At 59.3% G+C, this 21,128-nt stretch carries 18 protein-coding genes; 11 read left to right on the top strand and 7 right to left on the bottom strand.

The features are described from left to right. Positions 1-117: 117 nt before the first annotated feature. The 4 genes from eno to CRI94_RS07485 all read left to right on the top strand — a co-directional run bounded on the left by eno (position 118) and on the right by CRI94_RS07485 (position 6,108). Entirely contained in the window at positions 118-1,407 is a 1,290-nt protein-coding gene (eno, locus tag CRI94_RS07500) for a phosphopyruvate hydratase (RefSeq protein WP_098075058.1), read from the top strand. 68 nt (positions 1,408-1,475) lie between these two features. Further along, positions 1,476-1,775 carry an FtsB family cell division protein gene (locus CRI94_RS07495; RefSeq protein ID WP_098075057.1) on the top strand — a complete coding sequence of 100 codons (300 nt, stop codon included), beginning with the start codon at positions 1,476-1,478 and terminating at the stop codon, positions 1,773-1,775. A gap of 58 nt (positions 1,776-1,833) precedes the next feature. Beyond that, positions 1,834-2,808, top strand: a complete 975-nt coding sequence (locus CRI94_RS07490) for an ROK family protein (RefSeq protein ID WP_098075056.1) — start codon at positions 1,834-1,836, stop codon at positions 2,806-2,808. 231 nt (positions 2,809-3,039) lie between these two features. Then, on the top strand, positions 3,040-6,108 hold the full coding sequence (locus CRI94_RS07485; RefSeq protein WP_098075055.1) for a putative LPS assembly protein LptD: 3,069 nt from the start codon (positions 3,040-3,042) through the stop codon (positions 6,106-6,108). 161 nt (positions 6,109-6,269) lie between these two features. Here CRI94_RS07485 and sucC read toward each other — a convergent pair whose 3' ends face one another. Beyond that, positions 6,270-7,445 (bottom strand): ADP-forming succinate--CoA ligase subunit beta, encoded by a 1,176-nt coding sequence (gene sucC / locus CRI94_RS07480; protein ID WP_098075054.1) that lies wholly within the window; start codon positions 7,443-7,445, stop codon positions 6,270-6,272. Positions 7,446-7,658: 213 nt separating this feature from the next. Here sucC and CRI94_RS07475 point away from each other — a divergent pair, with 213 nt between their 5' ends. Next, the gene (locus CRI94_RS07475) at positions 7,659-8,816 is read left to right on the top strand and encodes an LptF/LptG family permease (RefSeq protein ID WP_245846111.1); all 1,158 of its coding nucleotides are present in this window, start codon (positions 7,659-7,661) and stop codon (positions 8,814-8,816) included. Positions 8,817-8,977: 161 nt separating this feature from the next. On the opposite strand, the gene CRI94_RS07470 is transcribed toward CRI94_RS07475, so the two are convergent. The 3 genes from CRI94_RS07470 to CRI94_RS07460 form a co-directional block, all read right to left on the bottom strand. Continuing rightward, entirely contained in the window at positions 8,978-9,367 is a 390-nt protein-coding gene (locus CRI94_RS07470) for a hypothetical protein (RefSeq protein WP_143815332.1), read from the bottom strand. An 85-nt stretch (positions 9,368-9,452) separates the two neighbouring features. Then, positions 9,453-9,773 (bottom strand): DUF3467 domain-containing protein, encoded by a 321-nt coding sequence (locus CRI94_RS07465; RefSeq protein WP_098075052.1) that lies wholly within the window; start codon positions 9,771-9,773, stop codon positions 9,453-9,455. Between the two features lie 165 nt (positions 9,774-9,938). After that, positions 9,939-11,342 carry a cystathionine beta-synthase gene (locus tag CRI94_RS07460; protein WP_098075051.1) on the bottom strand — a complete coding sequence of 468 codons (1,404 nt, stop codon included), beginning with the start codon at positions 11,340-11,342 and terminating at the stop codon, positions 9,939-9,941. A 370-nt stretch (positions 11,343-11,712) separates the two neighbouring features. Here CRI94_RS07460 and CRI94_RS07455 point away from each other — a divergent pair, with 370 nt between their 5' ends. Beyond that, positions 11,713-13,158, top strand: coding sequence for a hybrid sensor histidine kinase/response regulator (locus tag CRI94_RS07455; RefSeq protein WP_245846110.1), 1,446 nt, complete (start codon positions 11,713-11,715; stop codon positions 13,156-13,158). 27 nt (positions 13,159-13,185) lie between these two features. Here CRI94_RS07455 and CRI94_RS07450 read toward each other — a convergent pair whose 3' ends face one another. Further along, positions 13,186-13,992, bottom strand: a complete 807-nt coding sequence (locus CRI94_RS07450; RefSeq protein ID WP_179862198.1) for a beta-barrel domain-containing protein — start codon at positions 13,990-13,992, stop codon at positions 13,186-13,188. A gap of 168 nt (positions 13,993-14,160) precedes the next feature. Between CRI94_RS07450 and CRI94_RS07445 the strand changes: the two genes are divergently transcribed. Continuing rightward, positions 14,161-14,922, top strand: coding sequence for a tetratricopeptide repeat protein (locus tag CRI94_RS07445; protein ID WP_098075048.1), 762 nt, complete (start codon positions 14,161-14,163; stop codon positions 14,920-14,922). A 204-nt stretch (positions 14,923-15,126) separates the two neighbouring features. Here CRI94_RS07445 and CRI94_RS07440 read toward each other — a convergent pair whose 3' ends face one another. Beyond that, the gene (locus CRI94_RS07440; RefSeq protein ID WP_098075047.1) at positions 15,127-15,966 is read right to left on the bottom strand and encodes a sigma-70 family RNA polymerase sigma factor; all 840 of its coding nucleotides are present in this window, start codon (positions 15,964-15,966) and stop codon (positions 15,127-15,129) included. Positions 15,967-16,038: 72 nt separating this feature from the next. Here CRI94_RS07440 and CRI94_RS17485 point away from each other — a divergent pair, with 72 nt between their 5' ends. Beyond that, complete coding sequence (locus tag CRI94_RS17485; RefSeq protein WP_143815331.1) at positions 16,039-16,299, top strand: hypothetical protein; 261 nt, start codon at positions 16,039-16,041, stop codon at positions 16,297-16,299. Between the two features lie 92 nt (positions 16,300-16,391). On the opposite strand, the gene CRI94_RS07435 is transcribed toward CRI94_RS17485, so the two are convergent. After that, positions 16,392-17,933 carry a GH3 auxin-responsive promoter family protein gene (locus tag CRI94_RS07435; protein ID WP_098075046.1) on the bottom strand — a complete coding sequence of 514 codons (1,542 nt, stop codon included), beginning with the start codon at positions 17,931-17,933 and terminating at the stop codon, positions 16,392-16,394. A gap of 477 nt (positions 17,934-18,410) precedes the next feature. Between CRI94_RS07435 and folP the strand changes: the two genes are divergently transcribed. From folP to CRI94_RS07415, 3 genes are all read left to right on the top strand, one after another. Next, positions 18,411-19,307, top strand: coding sequence for a dihydropteroate synthase (gene folP, locus CRI94_RS07425; protein ID WP_098075044.1), 897 nt, complete (start codon positions 18,411-18,413; stop codon positions 19,305-19,307). 183 nt (positions 19,308-19,490) lie between these two features. Further along, a complete protein-coding gene (gene cdaA, locus CRI94_RS07420) occupies positions 19,491-20,297 on the top strand; it encodes a diadenylate cyclase CdaA (protein WP_098075043.1) in 807 nt (268 codons plus the stop codon). A 136-nt stretch (positions 20,298-20,433) separates the two neighbouring features. Next, the gene (locus CRI94_RS07415; protein ID WP_098075042.1) at positions 20,434-21,111 is read left to right on the top strand and encodes a protein-L-isoaspartate(D-aspartate) O-methyltransferase; all 678 of its coding nucleotides are present in this window, start codon (positions 20,434-20,436) and stop codon (positions 21,109-21,111) included. Positions 21,112-21,128: the final 17 nt, after the last annotated feature.

The raw sequence follows: 21,128 nt of genomic DNA, 5'->3' as shown, positions 1-21,128 counted from the left end.
GAAAACCCCTTCGTTAGCCGGGCATCAGAGCCGATCTGCTTGTATTTTCAGGAGGCGATCCCGTATTTACCTTCCACGTGTATTGATCCTCTTCTGCCACCTAGAAACGCTCCGCATATGGCCTCTATCCAACGTGTTACCGCCCGGCAAATCCTGGATAGTCGTGGGAATCCGACCGTCGAAGTAGATGTCACTACGGACGAGGGTGTTCTCGGCCGCGCTGCTGTTCCAAGTGGTGCCTCCACTGGAGCGTACGAAGCCGTCGAGCTTCGCGATGGCGATACCGATCGATACATGGGAAAGGGCGTGCTCACGGCGGTTGCCAATGTCAACACGACGATAGCCTCTGAAATCGCCGGACTGTCCGTCTTAAATCAGATCGCGCTCGATAAGCGCTTGCTTGACATTGACGGTACGGATAACAAGTCGGCCCTCGGAGCCAACGCGACGCTGGGTGTTTCCCTTGCAGCAGCAAAGGCGGCCGCGGCCACCGTTGGACTCCCCCTCTTCCGCTATCTCGGTGGAGCAGGTGCTCGAACGCTCCCCGTCCCGCTGATGAATATCATCAACGGCGGACGTCACGCTGACAATAGCGTCGACATGCAAGAGTTCATGATTGCTCCCGTCGGCGGAGATACGTTCGCGGAGGCACTGCGTATGGGGGCTGAGGTCTTCCACACGCTCAAAAAGGTTCTGCACGATCGTGGCTATGGCACGGCCGTCGGGGATGAGGGCGGATTCGCCCCGAACCTGGGGTCGAACGAAGAGGCCATCGAGGTCATTCTCGATGCTGTGGAACGAGCCGGATTCACAGCAGGCGAGGACGTATTCATCGCCCTCGACCCCGCCACCGCGGAAATGTATGAAGACGGTCAGTACGTCTTCTGGAAAAGTGACCCCGACAATCCGCGGTCCGCAGAGGACATGGTTGCCTACTGGTCAGATTGGGTCGATCGCTACCCCATCCTTTCGATCGAAGATGCGATGGACGAAGACGATTGGGATGGCTGGCGCAAGCTTACGGATGCCATCGGCGACCGCGTCCAGCTTGTCGGTGATGATCTCTTCGTCACCAACACGACGCGCCTGCAGCGTGGTATTGACGAGGGATGCGCGAACTCCATCCTGATCAAACCGAACCAGATCGGGACGCTTACCGAGACCATCGACGCAATCCAGCGGGCGCACGATCACCACTTCACGGCCGTCGTAAGCCATCGATCCGGTGAAACAGCCGATACAACGATTGCGGATCTCGCCGTTGCCCTCGGTACGGGACAGATCAAAACGGGATCGGCGAGCCGCAGCGACCGGATCGCAAAATATAATCAGCTTCTCCGTATAGAAGAAGAGCTGGGCACAGCAGCACGTTACCCCGGCCTCGATGCATTCCACGTATCGGCCTAACCGACTTCTACCCTGCGGCCAAACGCAAAGTGGCCGCAGGGCGTTTTTTCTGCAGCATCTGCACGGCTATGTCTCTCTCCTTTCCGCTTTCTCTTTCCAGCCTTCGCCGCTGGTTGCTCGTTGGCGCTGGTGCCTTTCTCGTGCTATGGATTCTGTTTTTCGACAGCCATAGCCTGCTACAGCGGTATCAATGGCATGCCGAACTCGAGCAGCTCACGCAGGAGAATGCGCGCTTGATGCGCGAGACGGAAAAACTCCGCGAGCAGCTCGCAGAGCCGCTGTCGGATCAGACCGTCGAACAAATTGCGAGAGAGGACTACGGTATGATCCGTCCGGGCGAAACCGTGTACCGCATCGAGCGGAAGTAGACTCGTCCGGTTCTGCCGGTTGCTTTATCTAATCTAATATTTTGACGCGCCCCCGCGCATGAGCGAATTTGCCGTCGGCATCGACCTTGGAGGCACCAATCTCAAAGCCGCCCTCGTCCATCGTGACGATGGCGTTGTTTCGTCTGTTCAACACCCGACGGAAGCAGCGACCGGCCCCGACCGCGTCGTTGCTCGAATTGTGGAAACGGTGGAAGAGCTGATAAAAGAAGCTCCAGGATCTGTCGTCGGTGTTGGCATCGGCTCTCCCGGAGCGATCAATTGGGAGCGAACGACCGTCAGCAATCCTCCGAACTTCCCGGGCTGGGAGCATGTCAATTTGCGCGATGAACTCTCAGAGGTTGCTGGCGAACGTCCGGTCATCGTCGAGAACGATGCCAACGTTGCCGCCCTTGGCTCTGCCTACCACGGGGCCGGTCAGCCGCACGACTCGTTCATCATGGCTACGCTTGGGACGGGCGTCGGTGGCGCGATCATTTATCAAAACCGGATGTTTCGCGGCAGTACGGGCGCTGCCGGTGAAATCGGCCACATGACGATTGACTATGAAGGCCCGGTGGCCAATTCCGGTGTTGCCGGCGCAATCGAAGCGTACGCGGGCCAAAACTTCCTGACCCGGCACGCACGGTATCACCTCATCAATTACCCGGACAGCAAGGTCTACGATCTTGCCGGCGAGGACTTGGGCGACCTCAGCCCGAAGGTGTTGTTCGATGCGGCGGAGGCCGGTGATACAGCTGCTCGCGACATTTTCGCCTGGGTCGGTCACAAGTTGGGCTGCGTCCTCGGCTCTGCCGTCAACCTTCTCGACATCCGTGTCATTGTCGTTGGCGGTGGCGTTTCGGCGGCGGGAGACTACATTCTGGATTCCGCCCGGGAGGCGCTCCGCCGCTACGTAGCCACAGCACTCCGAGAGGGACTCCGAATCGAACGAGAGGAGATGGGAAATGAGGTCGGCCTGCTGGGCGCAGCACAGATGATCTTTGCGGGCGACGACGCGCACGTCGGCGACTGACGTTCGTCTCCCTCTCATCGAGCGCACAAATCCAACGCGTCTTCCCACGTGGACTTCAATGCTCTCAGTTCGGTTGCATATCTTCAGGTACCACGGGAGTCTGGATAGATGAGGTGAGGCATACGACGCCGCGCGCCCACATACGAAACCGTCCAATCCTCCCGTTTCATCGTCCCGTCGTTGCTTCGTTGTAACCCGGCGTTCCCCGCTGTACCCGCCCCTTCTCGACCGATGCTCGTTCGCGCCCTCCTTGTTAGCTGTGCTCTCGCTGCGTGTCTCTGCACGCCGCCCGTCGCACAGGCTCAGAATCAGGCGCCCGCCGATACGTTGCGATCGGACACAACCGAGGTAGACACGGCACGCACAACGCCCCCGCCTGCCGACACCGTCCAAGCAGACACGGTTCGAACAGACTCCGTGGATGCAGATACTCTCGCGGGCACGCCGCCCGGAACTGGACCCGATGGACCGCAGACGGGCGAGTCCGCGTCAGGCGGAAACGAGGGCGTAAACAAGCCGGTGACGCTCACGTCCCGGGACTCCCTCGTCATCACCTTCAACGAGGACAGTGGCGATACGGGCACGCTCTTCGGCGACTCGCAGATCAAGTACGAAGACGCGACGCTCACCGCGCGCGTCGTGCAGATGAACTTCGACAAAGACCAGGTCACCGCCTACGGTCGCCGGCGCGCTGCACCTGATAGCGTAGAGGCCCCGGCTCGCCCCCCCGAGACGATTCGCCGCAAGCAGCGTGTCGGAAATGTCATCGGCCGGCCCGAACCGCAACGAGAGCAACCTGACAGTCTTCGGCTCGAGCCGCCATCGTTCAAGCGTGGCTCCGAACAATCCTTTACCGGTTCGCGCCTCTCCTTCAACCTGGCCACAAGTCGTGGCCGCGTCGTGAGCGCCCAGACACAGGCGCAGCAGCAAAGCGGATTCGTGACCGGACAGACCGTCAAAATGTACGAGGACAGCACGCTGTTTATCGAGGACGGCTCGTACACCACGTGCGACTGCGAACCGGACGAGACGCCCTCTTATTCCCTTCGGTCCGATCGCATGAAGATCAAGGGGAAGTGGGTCTATACGGGGCCGATTCAAATGTACCTCTTTGAGGTGCCAACGCCGCTCTGGCTCCCCTTCGGCTTCCTTCCAAATACGCAGGGGCGGCGTAGCGGACCGCTTCCTCCGGAGTACGGCCAGGATCAACGCGGCCTCTACCTGCGCAATTGGGGATGGTACTTCGCCATGAACGACTACGTCGACCTGACCTTGCGGGGCGGTTTATGGTCGCAGGGGAGTTTCGAAATCCAGCCTCGCTTCCGTTATACGAAGCGATACCGGTACTCCGGGACCCTGAGCCTTGAATACCTTCGCGAGCGCATCGGAGAATCGGAAGACCCCGACGTGATCCGACGTCAAGAAGGCCGATTGAACTGGCAGCACTCGCAGACACTAAGCCCCACAGCCTCGTTAAACGGAAACGTAAACCTCGTCACGTCTGGTGATTACCTCCAGGACAACGCGAGAAACGTAAACGACGCCGTCCGCCAGACAATTAGCTCGACCATTCGATACCGGAAGCAGTGGCCAGACGGGGGACGTAGCCTGTCGATTTCCGCACAGCAGAACCAACAACTATCTACCGGAAGCGCCACTGTCGGCCTTCCCACGGTCAACTTCACCCAGAGTCAGTTCAAGCCGTTTCGTAATGAGGAGAATCTGAACGAACCGCAGTGGTACGAGAAGATCGCCCTCAGTTACGACATGTCGTTTGACAACCAGTACCGGTTCAACCCGCGCCGCGAGGAAGATCTGCTGGCGGAAGGGGACACCACCGCCGCCGAAGCAGAATGGTACGACGCGCTGTTCAACCCGGACCTGTACCGCCGTGCGACCGGCAACAACGAAACGCCACTCGATCCGGAAATGTCGCACAGCATCCCCGTCAGTGCCTCGTATCGCGTGTCGCGGTTCAACCTCAACGTAACGCCCAACGTACGCTACAATTCCAACTGGTACCTCTACACACAGCGCCTCGTCCGCGAGACGCAGGAAACCGAAGACGATCCGTCTACACCCAATGTCGATGAATCGAGTATCGACACGGTCAGCGTTCCGCAGAACGTTCAAGGGTTCTACAGTCAGAATGAGTTCAGCACGAGCCTCAACCTGACGACAGAAGTGTTTGGCGTCTTTCCCCTCAAAGCGGGCCGCTTCGAAGGTCTCTTGCATCGTCTGTCGCCCAGCATCGGCCTCAACTATCAACCCAATTTCAACAACCCGTTCTGGGGGCAGACACGCGTGCTGAAAGGGTTAGACGGACAACCTGTCAAGAACGACCGGACAGGCGAGAATCAGTTGTATGACATCCGTACGGGACAGCTCGTCGGTCAGGGAAGCCAGCAGTTAGCCATCAGTTTTCGGGCGGGAAACGAGTTCGAAACGAAGCGCGTCCGTGTTGACTCGACCGGAGAACAACAGGAGAATCGCATCAAGTTCCTGGATGTGGATGTGTCAACCTCGTATAACTTTGCCGCCGATAGCCTCAATCTTGCAGATGTTCGCGTCAATGCGAGGACCACGATTGCCGATCTGGTTAACATCCAGTCGAGCGTCACGATGACACCGTACCAGTTCACGCGACTCCCCGGCTCAGGATCAGAAGACGTGCGGTATCAGCTCATCGATCGGTACGAGGCGGCCGATACGCCGTGGAAGCCACTCCGATTTACGGATCTGAGCCTCAGCATGAGCATGAGCCTCTCTCCCAATGGGGCCTCCCCGGGTCGAAATCGGTCGATGGGCCCGAACCAATCAGGAGGACCGAATGGTACCGGCTCCTTTCGAGGCGTAGATCCGTACGCCGCCTACCGGACGTACACAGGCTATCCGCAATTCGACACGAACTGGCGGCTGAATTTGGACCTGACGTACTCGCTCTCAAAGCGCTTTGTCGATTATGAGCGCCGTGCGTCCACGCGCATCAGCGGGAGCGTTGCTGCAACACCCAAGTGGCGAATCAATGTTGACAGCAATCTGGACCTCGTCGAAATGAAGTTGCGCCAGACCAACTTCAGCGTCAGCCGCGACCTCGGCTGCTGGTCACTATCTTTTGGCTGGTCCCCCATCGGCCGGAGGCAGTACTACAGCTTCAGCCTGGCAGTCAATCAAGGCATGCTATCGAACCTGCTCCGACTCGATATTCCGCGAGGCGGTAACAGCAATGTCTTCCGCGACATCGGGTCCCGGGTCGGACAGTCGGCAGCAGGTGCAGCAGGCGGCACGGGCGGGTTTTAGAACAAACGCGACCGGCAGGCTCCGCAAACGTCATGCGATGAGTCCTCTGTCCCGAAGCAGAAACGAGGGATAGCACAATCAAAAAAACGCACCGCCCTGGAACGGGGCGGTGCGTTTCTTTCTCGTGCCAAGCGGCACCAAAAACCTGCAGGCCTTCGGCGTTATGCGACACCGATGGCGGACTGGACTTTCTCGGCAGCTTCTTTCAGCAGGACCGCCGACTCGATCTCAATGTCGCTCTCGTCAAGGAGAGCCTTTCCTTCTTCGGCGTTCGTGCCCTGGAGGCGAACAATGAGTGGAACCGTGATGTCCACGTTATTGGCGGCCTGGATGACGCCCTTCGCGACACGGTCGCAACGGACGATACCTCCGAAGATGTTGACGAGGATCGCTTCGACATTCTCATCCTTCAGGATGATACGGAAGCCTGCTTCAACCGTCTCCGCATTGGCCGATCCACCCACATCCAGGAAGTTCGCTGGCTCCCCGCCGGCGAGCTTAATGATGTCCATGGTCGCCATAGCGAGCCCGGCGCCATTTACCATGCAACCGACGTTTCCGTCGAGCTTGATGTAGCTGAGGCCGTGCTCTCCAGCCTCCACCTCCGTCGGATCTTCCTCGTGAATGTCGCGCATCGCCGCGATGTCGTCGTGGCGGAAGAGCGCGTTGTCGTCGATGTTGATTTTTGCATCGACGGCAATGACATCGCCATCGCCCGTAAGCACGAGCGGGTTGATTTCGGCGATCGTGGAATCCGTTTCCTCAAAGGCCTTGTACAGCGCCATAATGAAGCGGACGCCCTGTTTGAATGCTTTGCCTTCGAGACCAAGAGCAAACGCGAGACGGCGGGCCTGGAACGGGCGAAGACCGATCGTTGGATCGATCCAGGCTTTGTGAATCGCTTCGGGCGTCTCTTCCGCGACCGTCTCGATCTCGACGCCGCCTTCGCTGGAGACCATGATGACGTTCATGCTCTTCTCGCGATCGAGCGTAACGCCAACATAGAACTCCTTCTCAATATCAACCGCGTCCACAATAAGGATCTTGCGGACGAGCTGTCCTTCCGGCCCCGTCTGATGCGTTTTAAGGGTCATGCCGAGGATGTTGGACGCGTGCTCTTCCACCTCCTCGACCGACCGGGCCAGCTTCACACCGCCGCCTTTCCCGCGTCCACCAGCATGGATCTGGGCCTTCACGACGAACATGCTTGCGCCTTCAGCCTCAAGATTCTTGGCGGCCTCAACGGCTTCGTCGACCGACTCGGCCACGACGCCCGGCTGGACCGCTACGCCGTACTCGTTCAGGATGTCTTTCGCTTGGTATTCGTGGAGTTTCATGAACGCGGGACGTGTTGCGTGATCAGGGAACGGGCGAGTAAAGTATGTGCTCTATGACAAAGAATCTACCATGCCCCTTGGCAGCCTCGAATCTTCCCAACGTTTCCACGTGAGACGCGAAGAACGCGACCCCACTACTGTGTGAACGCACCGAAAGGGGCTGCCCAACGATAAACCACGCCGATTCCCCGTTCCGTAAGCGTCCTTCGCCGGGTGGTCAAAACCCGCCTCCGTCTCCTGCGTAATGAGGTAATCCGCTCCATTCCATCGTTTCTGCGCCTTCCATTGACGCGGTTCGAACGCCACATCGCTGCTCGCCTGATCAAGGGATTCGTTCTCTTTGTCGGTGCGCTGATTATCTTTTTTATCGTCCTGCACTGGGTCGAGTACAGTGACGACTTCCTGGATCGTGGCGCCACACTCCAGGAAGTCTTCCTCGTCTATTATCCGAATTACATCCCGGAAATCGTCCGGCTCACGTCGCCGCTCGCCCTCTTTCTGGCGTGCATCTATCATACCGGTAAACTCGCTCAGGAACTCCAGCTGACAGCCCTACAGACGTCCGGCGTGTCCCTCTACCGTCTGATGGTCCCCTACCTCGGCGTCGGCCTCCTTGTCACCGTCGCGATGTTCGGCTTCAATGGGTGGATCGTACCAAAGGCCAACGAAACCGTCGTCGCGTACGACAACAAGTACCTGAACCCGAGTTCGAGTACCGTCGACGTAAGCGAGGTGCACCGTCAGAATGGCCCGAACACCATCATCAGCGTCGGCTACTACGACCGCCGGGACAACACCGGCCACCGCGTCTCCATTCAGCAGTTCAAAAACGCTACGCAACTCGAGTATCGTGTGGATGCGAACCGCATTGTCTGGGTCGACTCCACCGAGACGTGGCAGCTGCATTCCGTGACGAGGCGCTGGTTCGACGACACGGGCATGACGCGCGAACAGGAAGCTGGAACTGCAGATACCACCCTACACGTTTTCCCCCGCGACTTCGCACGCACGCAACGGGACGTGGAAGCAATGACGATCCCGGTCGCTGCTGAATACCTGGACGCCTTGCGCCGCTCGGGTGCCGGCCATCTCGGGCGCCCGCTCGTGGCCTACTACACGAAATACGCGTACCCGTTTGCTAATTTGATCGTCGTCATGATCGGTGTCCCCCTCGCGGCCGTGCGACGGCGCGGCGGACAAGCTTCCCGATTTGCCATCGGCCTACTCACAGCATTTGTGTACCTCGCTCTACAGAAGCTTGCAGAGCCCTTCGGCTACGCGGGGACGCTCCCGCCGGCCTTCGCCGCCTGGTTTCCGCATGTTGCTTTTGCTGCGATCGCTGTCATCGTTCTGTGGCGCACGCGAAAATAACGGGGCTTCGTCCCCGACAGGCCAACCGCACGCACTCCTCTTCTCTATCGCTGCGGCGGTTTGCTACCAACGCCAAATGAACGAAAAAACGTCCCGACCACAATTCGTGGCGAGACGTTTTTTCATGTAGGGTCGTGCACCAGACACTACCATGTCGTGTCTCAGAATGCGTAGCGAACACCGATCCGACGAACCATGACGACAACCGGACTGCTTACACCATCGGCCGATTCTACGCTGCAGCGCGTGTATGCGACGCCGGGTGTGAGATACACGTTCGGCGGTACCGCAATCGCGTATCCCCCTCCCATTTCGAACCCGAGCCCTCCGTCGCTGATTTCTTCGTATGTGCCCTGGTTTGCTTCTGCATAGAGCGTGTGGTCAACAGCCCCAAGGCGACCGAAAGGACCACCGGACGTGGTCGATCCATAGCGTATGCCCAGGGCGATCCCGGTCGCAGTATACGACACATCCGCACCGTCGCAAAATCCGCCGGAACAGCCAAACCGGCTCCGCTCAACGCCTGCTTGCGCGCTGAGACCAGTAGCCACATCATACTGGACGTTTCCGCGGCGGGAGAGCGCCGGATTCATGGTCACGCCCGTCTGCGCACCGTGACTGTTATCCCCTCACGTATCAGGCTTCTCCGACGCCCCCACCGAAGTTCATCGGGCGGTCCGGATGATCGGGTGGGTCGATTTCGCCGTGGGCGTTCTCGTACCGTTCTACATTTTCTTCGAGAGCAGCAAGGATTCGCTTCGCATGGCTCGGCGTAACCAACACGCGATGCTTCACCTTCGCTTTCGGCACACCGGGCACCATTCGGATGAAGTCAATCACGAACTCTTCCGGAGTATGGGACACCATTACGAGATTCGCATATGTGCCCTCGGCCGTGTCCTCATCAATTTCGATATTCATTTCCTGCGGGTCCTGCTGGGCGCCAAAGTCTTCCATCAGTGAGGTCTAGCGTGTTGGAATGAAAATGTCCGAATGCGACAGCTTGAAGGAAACGAACGTCCTGTTCAATTGCGAAACTGGGACGTCACCTCTCAAGAAAGAAACGCCGGCTCGAGAGATCTCGAACCGGCGCTGATGCAACCATCGACGGAACTCGAAGGGTTAGGACGAACCGTTTCCGTTCCGTCCCATGCGCGCGAGTGCGCTGATCAGGTCGCTCTTGGTGACCACGGTGTAGCCAGTATCGCGTTCCACGAGCACGGCCCCGGTGTCGCCTTCGAGATAGGACGTTAGATGGTTGAGGTGAAGCGATGCCGGTACGACGGGGAACGGGTCACCCATGATCGTACGCACCGGCTCATCCCGTGCAGATGGACTCTCGACGAGGCGATTCAAGATACGCGACTCGGTGACGCTTCCAACCACATCGTCGCCGTCAACGACGGGCACCTGTGAGATGCTCTGCTCGGTCATCCGTTCGATCACGTCGCCGATGGTGTCATCCGGGGCAGCAGAAATCACGGTCCTCGGCGCTTTACGCGCTTTCACGACCTCATCGGCCGTAACCTCCGGACGCGACTCCAGGAAGCCGTGGTTCTTCATCCACTCGTCGTTGTACGTCTTTGAGAGATACCGGAAGCCGGAGTCAGGCAGCAGGACGACCACGACGTCGTCTTCCGAGAGTTCGGCACTGTGATCGTTCAGCCACTGAATGGCACCGGCCATGGCCATGCCACACGACTGGCCGACGAAGAGACCTTCTTCTCGTGCGAGGCGACGCGTCATCTGCATCGACGACTTGTCGTCCACCTGCACAAAGTCGTCGACCGCGTCGAAGTCCATGTTTTCCGGCAGGATGTCTTCACCGACTCCTTCCGTGAAGTAGGGGTAGATCTCGTCTTCGTCGAAGACGCCCTCATGGAAGTACTTGTAGAAGACGGAGCCCATCGGATCTACACCAACGACCTGAATGTCTTCATTCTGGTCTTTCAGGTAGCGGGACGTGCCGCTGATCGTGCCGCCCGTTCCGGCTCCAGCGATAAAGTGGGTGATGCGTCCCTCGGTCTGCTTCCACAGTTCCGGTCCGGTGGTCTCGACGTGAGCCTTCGGGTTGGCGCTGTTGTCGTACTGGTTCAGGTAGACCGAATTCGGAATCTCCTCCGCCAGGCGTCGGGCCACAGAATAGTACGAGCGCGGGTCGTCGGGCTCCACGTTCGTCGGGCAGACGAGTACTTCAGCCCCGAGCGCGCGAAGCACGTCGACCTTCTCCTGGCTCTGCTTGTCTGTGGTCGTGAAGATGCACTTGTAGCCTTTCGCGATGGCGGCGATAGCAAGGCCTGCACCCGTATTGCCACTCGTGCCCTCGATGATCGTCCCTCCCGGTTCGATTTTGCCTTCTTTCTCGGCACGCTCGATCAGCGTCACACCGATCCGGTCTTTCACCGAGCCGCCTGGGTTGAAGAATTCCACCTTGCCCAGCACGGTGCAAGGGAGACCTTCAACGACGTTATTTATTCGAACGAGCGGCGTATTGCCGATCGCGCCCAGAATGTTGTCGTGCCACATGGTGCGTATCGAAGTCCGTTCGGAAAGCAAAACCAATTCAGGCGGGTAAGCCGGCTCCGTCGTGTCGACCGGCGGCGCGCGGTGCGCACCCCAGCTTCACCGAAAGTGTTCCAGCACCCGTCCTCCAAGATTAATGGCGGACGGAGCGGCGATCAACCTTCGGCCCAGCGAATCCCGTTTTATTATTGTACGAAAGAGTGCCGTCGAGATCACGGCCTACGTTCGGATTGCGCGTGAACCCTCGCTCCGCATTCTACGCGGAGTAACAAAAAAAGTCAGACGCGGAGACCGAACGACGGTTGATTTTTCGCCACCTCGTCGTAGCTTAGAACCTGCGCGTCATCGCTCCATCTCGTTTTGGCGACTTCTTATGTTACCTACCGTAGAAACCGAGTTACTCGTTGCGACCTGCGCTCCGACGGGAGAAGCCACGCACTGCAATAGTGCCTGGCAATCCGTACTCGGCACCGTGGACGAGCCCTGGAGCCAACTCGCTGAGAGTGATCAGGAAATTGCGAATGCCGCGGTCCTCGAGGCTGCGACCGGCACGCTGGTCACAAACCAGATCGTCTCCGCAGCCACCCCGGAGCGAGATGAACCCCTTCCCGTTCTACTCCACTTCGTCCCAGTTTACAGCGGTAAAGACACGGACGACGACCGCGTGATTTCGGCCGTGACGGTGTCCGGTGAAGTCATGGCCGAGCCGTCGTCGTGGATGATTAGCCAGACGCAGCGTCACCGCATGGAGGCGCTCGGCCGCATGACGATGGGAGTCGCGCACGACCTGAACAATCTGCTCAGCGGCCTCATCGGTCACATTGAACTCCTCAAGGAGCGAGCAAGCAACGAGCTTTCGGCCGACTCCATCCGTGGATCACTGTCGACCATCGAGCAGGCCGCCGAGGATGGAGCGGCCTTGATCGAAAAATTACAGCGCTACATCCGTCGAGATACGCAAGCCCATTTCGAACCGGTCGACCTGCCCACGCTGCTCGAAGATTCGGTCACGCTCACCCAGCCGTACTGGTATAACGAACCGCGGCGGCAGGGCATCGAGATTTCGATCGAACAGGATCACGAAGAGGTCCCGCCGGTCCAGGGTGTCCCATCCGAGCTTCGGGAGGTATTTGTCAACTTGATCCTCAACGCCGTCCAGGCGATGCCCGAAGGAGGCACGCTCCGCGTCGCTTCGTTCACGGACCGCCACGAAAATGTCTGCGTCGAGGTCGAAGACACGGGCATCGGCATGACGAGCGAGACGAAGCGCCACATCTTCGAGCCGCTGTACACAACGAAAGGCGACAAGGGCACGGGCATGGGTCTCGCTGCCAGTTATGGAATCGTACAGGAGCATGAGGGCCAGATCCATGTCGACACGGAACCGGGCGAGGGAACGACGTTCCGGATCACGTTTCCTCCCTCGGGCGGTACACTTCCCGAAAAGAAGGAGCCAGAGAAAACCCCTGCCGACGCCGCGCGCGTCCTGGTCGTGGACGACGAGGAGATGGTGCGGTCGATCGTCACGCAACTGCTTTCACTGAAGGGACACGACGTCGATCTGGCCGATTCCGGCGCCGAAGCGCTCGAACTTATCGATGCCAACACCTACGATATCGTGTTTACAGACTTCGGCATGCCCGAGATGACCGGGGCCGAACTTGCGCAGATCATTCACCAGCGCGTCCCGGGGCTCCCCGTGATCCTACTCACGGGGTATACGGAAACGGACAAGGCCGTTAAGGATGTCGAAGCCGTTCTGTCGAAACCCTTCAAGCTGGAGGAACTGCAGGCTACGATTCAGCGCTTCGTCGAGTAGGAAGGAGGTCCTACCGGGCCCTTCGCTCTAGGCACTCCGACGGAGATAACGCCAGACGAGAGGCAAGATTCGCCCTCGACGCGTAATAATTTTCCCGGTGACGGAGTAGCCGTCTCGAAGCTGCCGATCGGACGTGGCCGCCATCTCCTTCGTGTCCAGCTGTACCGTGACACGGTACCCACGTTCAGCACCGTGATCGGCAATCGCAGTTGTATCGCTTTGAATCATTGTGGGCTCGGGAGAAATGGATGTCACCGTCCCGCGTATCAGGTCCTTCTTCTCGGACTGCAGTGCGATGACATCGACCTTCGCCTCGTCCCCGATCTGAACGGTGCCAACATCGCGTTCCCCGACGATCAGGTCGGCGCGCCACCGGTCGATGCTCGCGACCTCCGCAACCGCCTCCCCTCTCTCGACCACCTGCCCCGTCGATCCGGGCATCGCCGGTTTGCGCACGACGCCATGTATTGACGAGCGGAGCGTCGTCCTTTGCTCACTTGCGTCGTGGGGCTCCAGCCGCGCGAGTATGGCGCCCGAGGTAACTGTATCGCCCGGAGCAAAGCGAACGTCCACCAGGACCCCGGATGCCGGGCTCCTCACCGCCTGGACGACCGCCGGCTCGATAGTGCCGGGAGCATCAACGGTGATGTCGATCTCGACGAAAAGTCCCACGAGAACGCCCGCACCCACCATCACCCCGAAGATGGCAAACGCCAGGCTCACCGCCCGGCGAGCGAGATGCGCGCCAGCGTCGGTTCCCGGAATGTCCGGGAGCGCCAGTCCCGACCCGCGATCAGCTCCTTGGTTATGCTTCTGCTCAGTTTTTGCTACCACGTGGCGGACCGGAGTAATGGGTATCAAAATGTCGCCGCATGCCGAAAATGTACATGTGCGATAGCTCAAATGCGATCGGTAGACTGCATCCACCCACCGGGATCTGAATCCTCCACATCCATCAAGAGTTTTCGAGGATAGACCAGACGCGCACCACTCCCCCTCGTGATGCTGACTTCGCCCCAAGCCTTCCCGGTTTTTCTTCCCGTCGGACTGCTGAGTGCTCTGATCGGGATCGTTTTCATCGCGGCCTGCACCTCCGACCCCGCTCCCACGGAATCGTATCACGCGGCGAAACAGCATGCCGATGCGGGTCGCTTCGAAGAAGCGATGTTTGAGTATCGCCGCGCAGCTCAGTGTGGGCACCCCGTGGCTATGTATGAGCTCGCATTGATTTTACGAACCGGGGCGTTCAAATCCAGCGACGGCTCCCCCATCGCGTACGTCGACCGCGACACGGCGGCGGCCCAGCAGTGGTTTTCGGCTGCGGCTGGTGCGCTTCGGGACTCGGTGCAAGCGGGGTCTGCCCAGGCTCACGTTCTACTGGGCGAAATGCTGTACCGCGGATACGGCGTGGCGCGAGATACAGCATCGGCGCTTTCCCACTGGCGAGCGGCCGCGGATCTTGGTTTCCCCGAAGCACAGTACCGCCTGGCCGTCGCGCGCTTCGAGTCGGGCCATCATTCTCGTGCTTTTCGCCTCGCCCGTCGCGCGGCCCAGGAGGAGCACGCAGCGTCAGAAGCGTTTCTCGCGTTCCTGTACCAGGATGGCTACGGGACGACGCCCGATACAGACTCTGCCATGGTGTGGCTTCGTCGCGCCGCAGCACACGGTGACTCCTCTGCCATGATTCGGCTCCAGGCCCTTCGTGCGGCTGCTTCCGACAGTATACGCTCCTCCGCCAACGGCGACGACGAGTCAACACCGTGATATCCGTTCGCGCACGTGCCGATGAAACGTCAAAAAAAGAGGGACATCGAGCCACATGGCTGACGTCCCTCTGGATGCTTCAACCGGTATGTACGCTTTGCAGCGATGCGTTCGGGGCGAGCGAGCGTCCACGCCGAACGCCATATCAAGTCATACGCAATCGTAGCCGTTAGATCAAATCGTCGTCGGGGGTTCGTCGAGAAACTATCCGATGTGCGTCTGCAGATCTTCACGCCGGTGACGCTGACGTAGCTTCCGGAGCGCCTTCTCCTTAATCTGGCGGACGCGCTCACGGGTCAGGTCGAACCGTTTGCCGATCTCTTCGAGGGTGAGCGGGTGCTCGCGGCCGATCCCGAAGTACAGTCGAGTGATCTCCGCCTCGCGGTCGTGCAACATGCTGAGAGCGCGCTCGATGTCGATTTTCACCGACTCGCCCATCATCTCGTCATCCGGATTGTCGCTCTCCTCATCCGGCAGGACGTCGAGAAGACTGTTGTCGTCTTCTTCGTTGAAAGGCGCATCCATTGAGAGATGGCGGGACGTGTGCTGCATCGCCTCGCGCACCTTGCGAACATCGATCTCAAGCTCTTCCGCAAGCTCCTCGATATTCGGCTTGCGCTCATGCTCCTGCTGAAGCCGGGCGCTGGCCTTCCGGATCTTCGAGATGGTGCCGATCCGGTTCAGCGGGAGACGGACGACGCGGCTCTGCTCGGCGAGTGCCTGCAGAATGGCCTGGCGAATCCACCAGACGGCGTACGAGATGAATTTGAACCCGCGGGTCTCATCGAAGCGCTTGGCTGCTTTGATAAGGCCGTAATTCCCCTCGTTGATGAGGTCTGAAAGGGACAGGCCCTGCCCCTGGTACTTCTTGGCGACGGAGACGACGAAGCGAAGGTTGGCGCGGCACAGCTTATGTAGCGCCTCTTCGTCTCCTTCTTTGATGCGCCGTGCCAGCTCAACCTCCTCCTCCGGCTCAAGAAGGTCAATTTTTCCAATCTCTTGGAGGTACTGATCCAGCATCCGTTGCTCGCGCGGAACGTACATATGGCTCCTGTCGGTCTGTCGTGACGATAGCGTAAGCGATAAGGACAGTGGTCTGCGCACGAGAGCATGCGCATGACCGGGTACAAAGCGAAAAGCCGAGCCTGCTCACCACATCCGTCCGGTGCAGGACGCACGGGGCGACCTCCGTTCGAGCAGGGCAGCGCACAGCGGAAGAGCGTCCTTCGTCCCTTCCTCGGCCTCACCCTCTGGCTTTCGTTCAGAGGCAAGAGCCGTCTGCTTCCGGGGCCGGTGACGAGCCGGCTCGCCCCGTGGAAGGAGGCGATGAGAACGACCCGAGATGATCAGGCCGTCAAACCAGTAACAGGGCTGTAAAATGCCGTTCGGCGTACCGCAAACTCACCACGAGTTACGCAACGTGTTGTTCCGGGCCAAACGGATTATATTCGCTCATCCTATGGCCAAAGTCAACGTTTCATACCGAGAACGTCTAAAATTTCCTCGGCCACGGTTCGTTCTTCACTCATCCGTGGGACTTTCGTCTGACCACTGATGTTGTCTTTCGTGGCTTTAAGCCACTGATAGAACGCACCTTCAGGCAGAACGTCGACGGAGGGCCCGGCAAATGCCTTGGCCTCTCGACGAATCTGGTAGTGTCGATTCACGTCCTGCAGATGAATGTCGAGATGTTCTTCAAAGACGGTAATATCGGACGGGGCGGTTTCGAACTCCACCAGCCACTGATGTCCGGGCAGGTCGCCGTCTTCAACGGTGCGCGACGTGACGTGATAGTGCGAGACGTGGGCGCCGGTCTGTTCGCACGCGTGCTTCAGTGCGGCTCGCGCTTCGTCTCCAAACACCGCTTCTCCATACTTATCGAGCATCTCGCTGGTTCGACCGGCCACAAGAATTTTGTAGGGGTCGACGCTCGTAAAGCGGATCACGTCCCCAACGTCATAACTCCAGAGCCCGCTGCAGGATGTGATATAGAGTGCGTATCGAACGCCCGGCTCCACGTCCTCGATGGTGAGTCGCGTGGGGTTGTCGGTGTATTGCTCCTCCGCCGGGACGAACTCGTAGAAGACGCCGTTATCCAGGTGAAGCAGCATCGACGGGTCGTCGAGCTCGTTCTGGAACGAAAAGAAGCCTTCCGACGCACCGTACGTTTCCAGATAATCGATGTCGATCCCAATCTGGGCGTCGAGCAGGTCGCGGTACGACCGTAGGGCGACGCCACCGGCGATAAAGAGTTGCAGGTTGGGCCAGACCTCACCGACCGTCGACACGGATGCTCCGTGCCGTCGGTTGTACGTGTCGATGAGCTTGTCGAAGAGAACGAGCGCCCACGTGGGGGCCATGACGAGGAGCCGGATGTCCATATCGACCGTCCGGTCCGCGATCTTCTGAAGCTTCTCCTCCCAGTTCGGAATGAAGGAAACCTCGTTCGGAACAGCCTGGAAGATCGCCCGGAAATACCCCGGTGCATTCTCTGCAAGCAATCCGCTAATTTCGCCGACGAGCGTGCCGGGAAAGTTTTCGTCCTCATCGATCCGACCGGGCAAGGTCAAATGCTTCCCGAGCAGCAACTGGATGTTAAACGTATTCACCAGGTAGTTGAAACCCGTACCCATGCTGAACGCACGGTTGCTGTCGATAATCTCCTGGCTCACCGGGATAATTTTCCCGTCACTGACGGTCCCACTCGAAACCGCGAAGTTTGAAATGCGACCGGGCCACATTACATCTGCGGCACCGCGGCGGACGCGCGTGGCATCTTCGCGAATATCTTCGTAGGTGTGAAGCGGAACGCGCTCCTGGTAGGCCTCCACGACGTTGTCCGCGTCGGCAATGTCGGCAAACCCGTACGAGCGCCCCCACTCGGTGTCGGCGGCACGCTTCAGCAGCGATCGCAAGAGGCGGCGCTGCGTGGCAACCGGTTCCTTTTTAAAAGACTCAACCTTCGCGAGAGGGCCGAGGCGGCGAAGAACGGAGCGAAGTGCGTCGTTCATTGAGGCAGATACGTGTGGGACTCGTCAAAACGGCTCAACACTCCCGAGCATGAGGGAGCGATGCAAAAACGATCGCGATTAGAGAATCGATACTGCCACGAAGGCGAGACGGGCCGAACGAGCGACTCTTCTCGCACAATGAAGGGGTTCGGGCATCAAAACCTCGATACTCGGATGCATGCGCTGTACGCATTCGTTTCAAAAAAGACGCCGTAAGATAGGCCGGTCCGCAAAAAGTTTCTGCCAAAACGGATCACCGGGGTGAGGCTGAACACGCGCTTATGTATTCTTTTCCGTCTGAAAAGTTCAGGCATACCTTGTTTTCCTTCTGCACGCCTCCCTTGTTCATTCCGGCCCGTCTCAACGGCCCGAAGCAAGACACGCTCGATCAAGCTGCCAACGGCATCGAGAAAATGCAGCCACAGGGCACAGAGCGATCGAAACACCCACTCGCCCAGCGCTCTCAACTCCTCCACCATGTCGTTCTCTTCCGCCGACTACCCTGCCGACCGCTTCATTATCGACGCTCGCGGACACGAACTCGACCTGCGGCCCGGAGCACCGCCGCACGGGGCGCACGTCATGGGCATCCTAAACACAACCCCCGATTCGTTCTCTGACGGCGGGCAATTCGTCACCGTGGAAGCGGCCGTTTCCCGTGCAGCCGAGATGCTCGCCGAGGGTGCGTCGATTATCGACATCGGCGGCGAGTCGACCCGCCCGGGCGCAGAACCGGTCGACAAAGAAGAGGAAATCGACCGCGTCGTGCCTGTGATCGACGCGATCTCCCAGCGTTTCCCTGAAGCCGTCCTTTCGATCGACACCTACAAGCCGGACGTGGCACAGTCGGCCCTCGAAGCCGGTGCTCACATCGTCAACGACGTAACGGGTCTTCGCCATCACCCGGAGACAGCCGACGTGGCCGCCGACGTTGGCGCACCGCTGATCTTGATGCACTCCGTTGGTGCGCCCGGCAAACTCACCAAACGCCCCGACTACGACGATCTCGACCAAAACGTCTTCGGCACGCTAAGGTCCGCAATCGAAACGGCACAGAGCGCCGGGGTTGACCATATCGTCACCGATCCTGGTTTCGGGTTCGGGAAATCGGTGTCGGAAAATCTGCACCTGATCAATCACATCGACGACCTGTTACGTCTCGGATTCCCGGTACTCGCGGGCATTTCCAGAAAGTCGGCTCTTGGAAAACTCTTAGGCTCCGAGGACGAGCCCGTCGGAACGGACGAACGTCTCTTCGGCGCGCTGGGTACAACCGCCATTGCTCTCCTCCGCGGAGCGACGATCATCCGCACGCATGACGTTCAGCCTACGCTCGAAATGCTCCATGCGATGCATGCGACGCTACAGAGCTAGTTGCGCCATCGCTAGACGCGCAAGCACTGCTTTCGCTGACGCCCTCCCCTGTGTGCTGCCGGTAAGCGACGTGTAACAATAACGACCCTATGACAGCCGGGTAACCGTGAAACGCTCGGTCGGGTTATCGGTCCAACATAATCCCTTCTTCCTCGACCATCTCACACGTCCGGTATCCCGCCCTTGACTCTTTTTGATATTCTCAGGCTCGGGTTCGGAGATGTCGTCGAGATCGGTCTCGTCGCGTTCATCCTGTACCAGCTCTACCGGCTGATGCGGGGAACCATCGCGGTGCAGATCGCCGTCGGTCTGCTAGCGCTCTTCGTCGTCCAGGGCGTCGTCTGGGCATTCGACATGACGGTTCTGAGCACCGTCTTCAACTACTTCAACCAGGTGTTCCTCCTGGCGGTTATCGTAATTTTCCAGCCAGAAATCCGCCGGCTGCTCCTCGTTCTTGGAAAAAACCCGATCGTGCGTCGCTTCGTAACCTCCTCGGATCAGAGCGAAGTCGTGAAAGAAACCGTGGGCGCAGTCGAAGAAATGGCGTCCACTCAGACGGGCGCGCTCATCGCATTTCAGCGCACGACGGGGCTGCGGAGCTACATTGAGACGGGCGAACCCCTCGGGGCCGACGTATCGCGTGACCTCTTGCTCACGATCTTTTACGGACAGAACCCACTGCACGATGGCGCGGTGATCATCGGTGGTCGCCGGATCGAAGCTGCACGTTGCATCTTGCCGGTGTCTACGAGTATGAAGCTCAGCCCCCAACTGGGCCTTCGTCACCGAGCCGCTGTGGGCCTGACGGAGCAGACGGACGCATTCGTCGTGGTCGTCTCCGAGGAGACAGGTAACATCAGCGTCTCGCGCGATGGAGCGCTCATATCAAATATTACGACGGACGAGCTGCAAACGTACCTCTCGAACGCCCTGTCCGTCGAATCGCCCAGCGTCTCGGCACCGTCGCCCCGCTCACGCGTCCCTGCCTGACACAGCCGAGAGGTTTCCACGTTAACGGGTCAGCGTGGCGTCTTTCACGTGATCCACCGTACATTGTCCTGAGTTACCGATCGTCCCGGCGACTCAATCCCACTCTCCCAGCACCTTTCCTTCTTTTCTTTCTTTTATGGTTGAGTCTCGCGACGAACGCAAGTTTCGCCGACAGCGCCAGCAACTGGTCGACCAACTCCGTCAGCGCGGCATCTCGGATGAGCGCGTGCTGAAGGCGATCAATGCGGTGCCGCGGCATCTGTTTGTCGAAGATGCCATGCGCCCGAGGGCATACGCCGACGAGGCCCTACCCATCGGACTCAATCAGACGATCTCGCAGCCCTTCACCGTCGCGTACCAGACCGAGCTCCTGGAGGTGCGAGAGCACGACCGTATCCTTGAAATCGGTACAGGTAGTGGCTACCAGGCCGCCGTCCTCTGCGAACTCGGTGCCCGCGTGTTCTCGATCGAGCGTCACGAACCTCTTCTCCAGCGCACGCGATCTCTGCTCGATGACCTCGGATATCGCGTCACAACCAAGCACGGGGACGGCACCAAAGGCTGGCCATCCTTCGCCCCGTACGATGGCATTGTCGTCACGGCCGGCGCTGTGGACATTCCGGACGCCCTGATCAAGCAACTTCGGGCGGCGGACGATGATCACCGCGCGGGCCGACTGGTGATCCCCGTTGGAGGATCAGGCGGACAAACGATGACGCTGATCAGGAAAACAGGAACCGGCCCGCACGACCTCGAACTGGAGGAATTCCACTCGTTCCGCTTCGTCCCCCTCGTCGATGAGGGCGACAAGTAACGACGCCGAAGTATTGA

Source organism: Longibacter salinarum (genome assembly GCF_002554795.1).
GTDB classification, from domain to species: domain Bacteria; phylum Bacteroidota; class Rhodothermia; order Rhodothermales; family Salinibacteraceae; genus Longibacter; species Longibacter salinarum.
The sequence above is the reverse complement of the archived record's forward strand: the minus strand, read 5'-3'. Positions and strand labels throughout refer to the sequence as shown.

What these genes read in the sequence shown, in the direction of transcription:
- folP (WP_098075044.1), top strand. Translation starts at nt 18,411, where the DNA reads ATGTCGTTCTCTTCCGCCGACTACCCTGCCGACCGCTTCATTATCGAC.
- CRI94_RS07495 (WP_098075057.1), top strand. Translation starts at nt 1,476, where the DNA reads ATGTCTCTCTCCTTTCCGCTTTCTCTTTCCAGCCTTCGCCGCTGGTTG.
- CRI94_RS07415 (WP_098075042.1), top strand. Translation starts at nt 20,434, where the DNA reads ATGGTTGAGTCTCGCGACGAACGCAAGTTTCGCCGACAGCGCCAGCAA.
- CRI94_RS07460 (WP_098075051.1), bottom strand. Translation starts at nt 11,342, where the DNA reads ATGTGGCACGACAACATTCTGGGCGCGATCGGCAATACGCCGCTCGTT.
- sucC (WP_098075054.1), bottom strand. Translation starts at nt 7,445, where the DNA reads ATGAAACTCCACGAATACCAAGCGAAAGACATCCTGAACGAGTACGGC.
- CRI94_RS07435 (WP_098075046.1), bottom strand. Translation starts at nt 17,933, where the DNA reads ATGAACGACGCACTTCGCTCCGTTCTTCGCCGCCTCGGCCCTCTCGCG.
- CRI94_RS07445 (WP_098075048.1), top strand. Translation starts at nt 14,161, where the DNA reads ATGCTGACTTCGCCCCAAGCCTTCCCGGTTTTTCTTCCCGTCGGACTG.
- CRI94_RS07485 (WP_098075055.1), top strand. Translation starts at nt 3,040, where the DNA reads ATGCTCGTTCGCGCCCTCCTTGTTAGCTGTGCTCTCGCTGCGTGTCTC.
- CRI94_RS07440 (WP_098075047.1), bottom strand. Translation starts at nt 15,966, where the DNA reads ATGTACGTTCCGCGCGAGCAACGGATGCTGGATCAGTACCTCCAAGAG.
- CRI94_RS07490 (WP_098075056.1), top strand. Translation starts at nt 1,834, where the DNA reads ATGAGCGAATTTGCCGTCGGCATCGACCTTGGAGGCACCAATCTCAAA.
- CRI94_RS07455 (WP_245846110.1), top strand. Translation starts at nt 11,713, where the DNA reads ATGTTACCTACCGTAGAAACCGAGTTACTCGTTGCGACCTGCGCTCCG.
- eno (WP_098075058.1), top strand. Translation starts at nt 118, where the DNA reads ATGGCCTCTATCCAACGTGTTACCGCCCGGCAAATCCTGGATAGTCGT.
- CRI94_RS07465 (WP_098075052.1), bottom strand. Translation starts at nt 9,773, where the DNA reads ATGGAAGACTTTGGCGCCCAGCAGGACCCGCAGGAAATGAATATCGAA.
- CRI94_RS17485 (WP_143815331.1), top strand. Translation starts at nt 16,039, where the DNA reads ATGACCGGGTACAAAGCGAAAAGCCGAGCCTGCTCACCACATCCGTCC.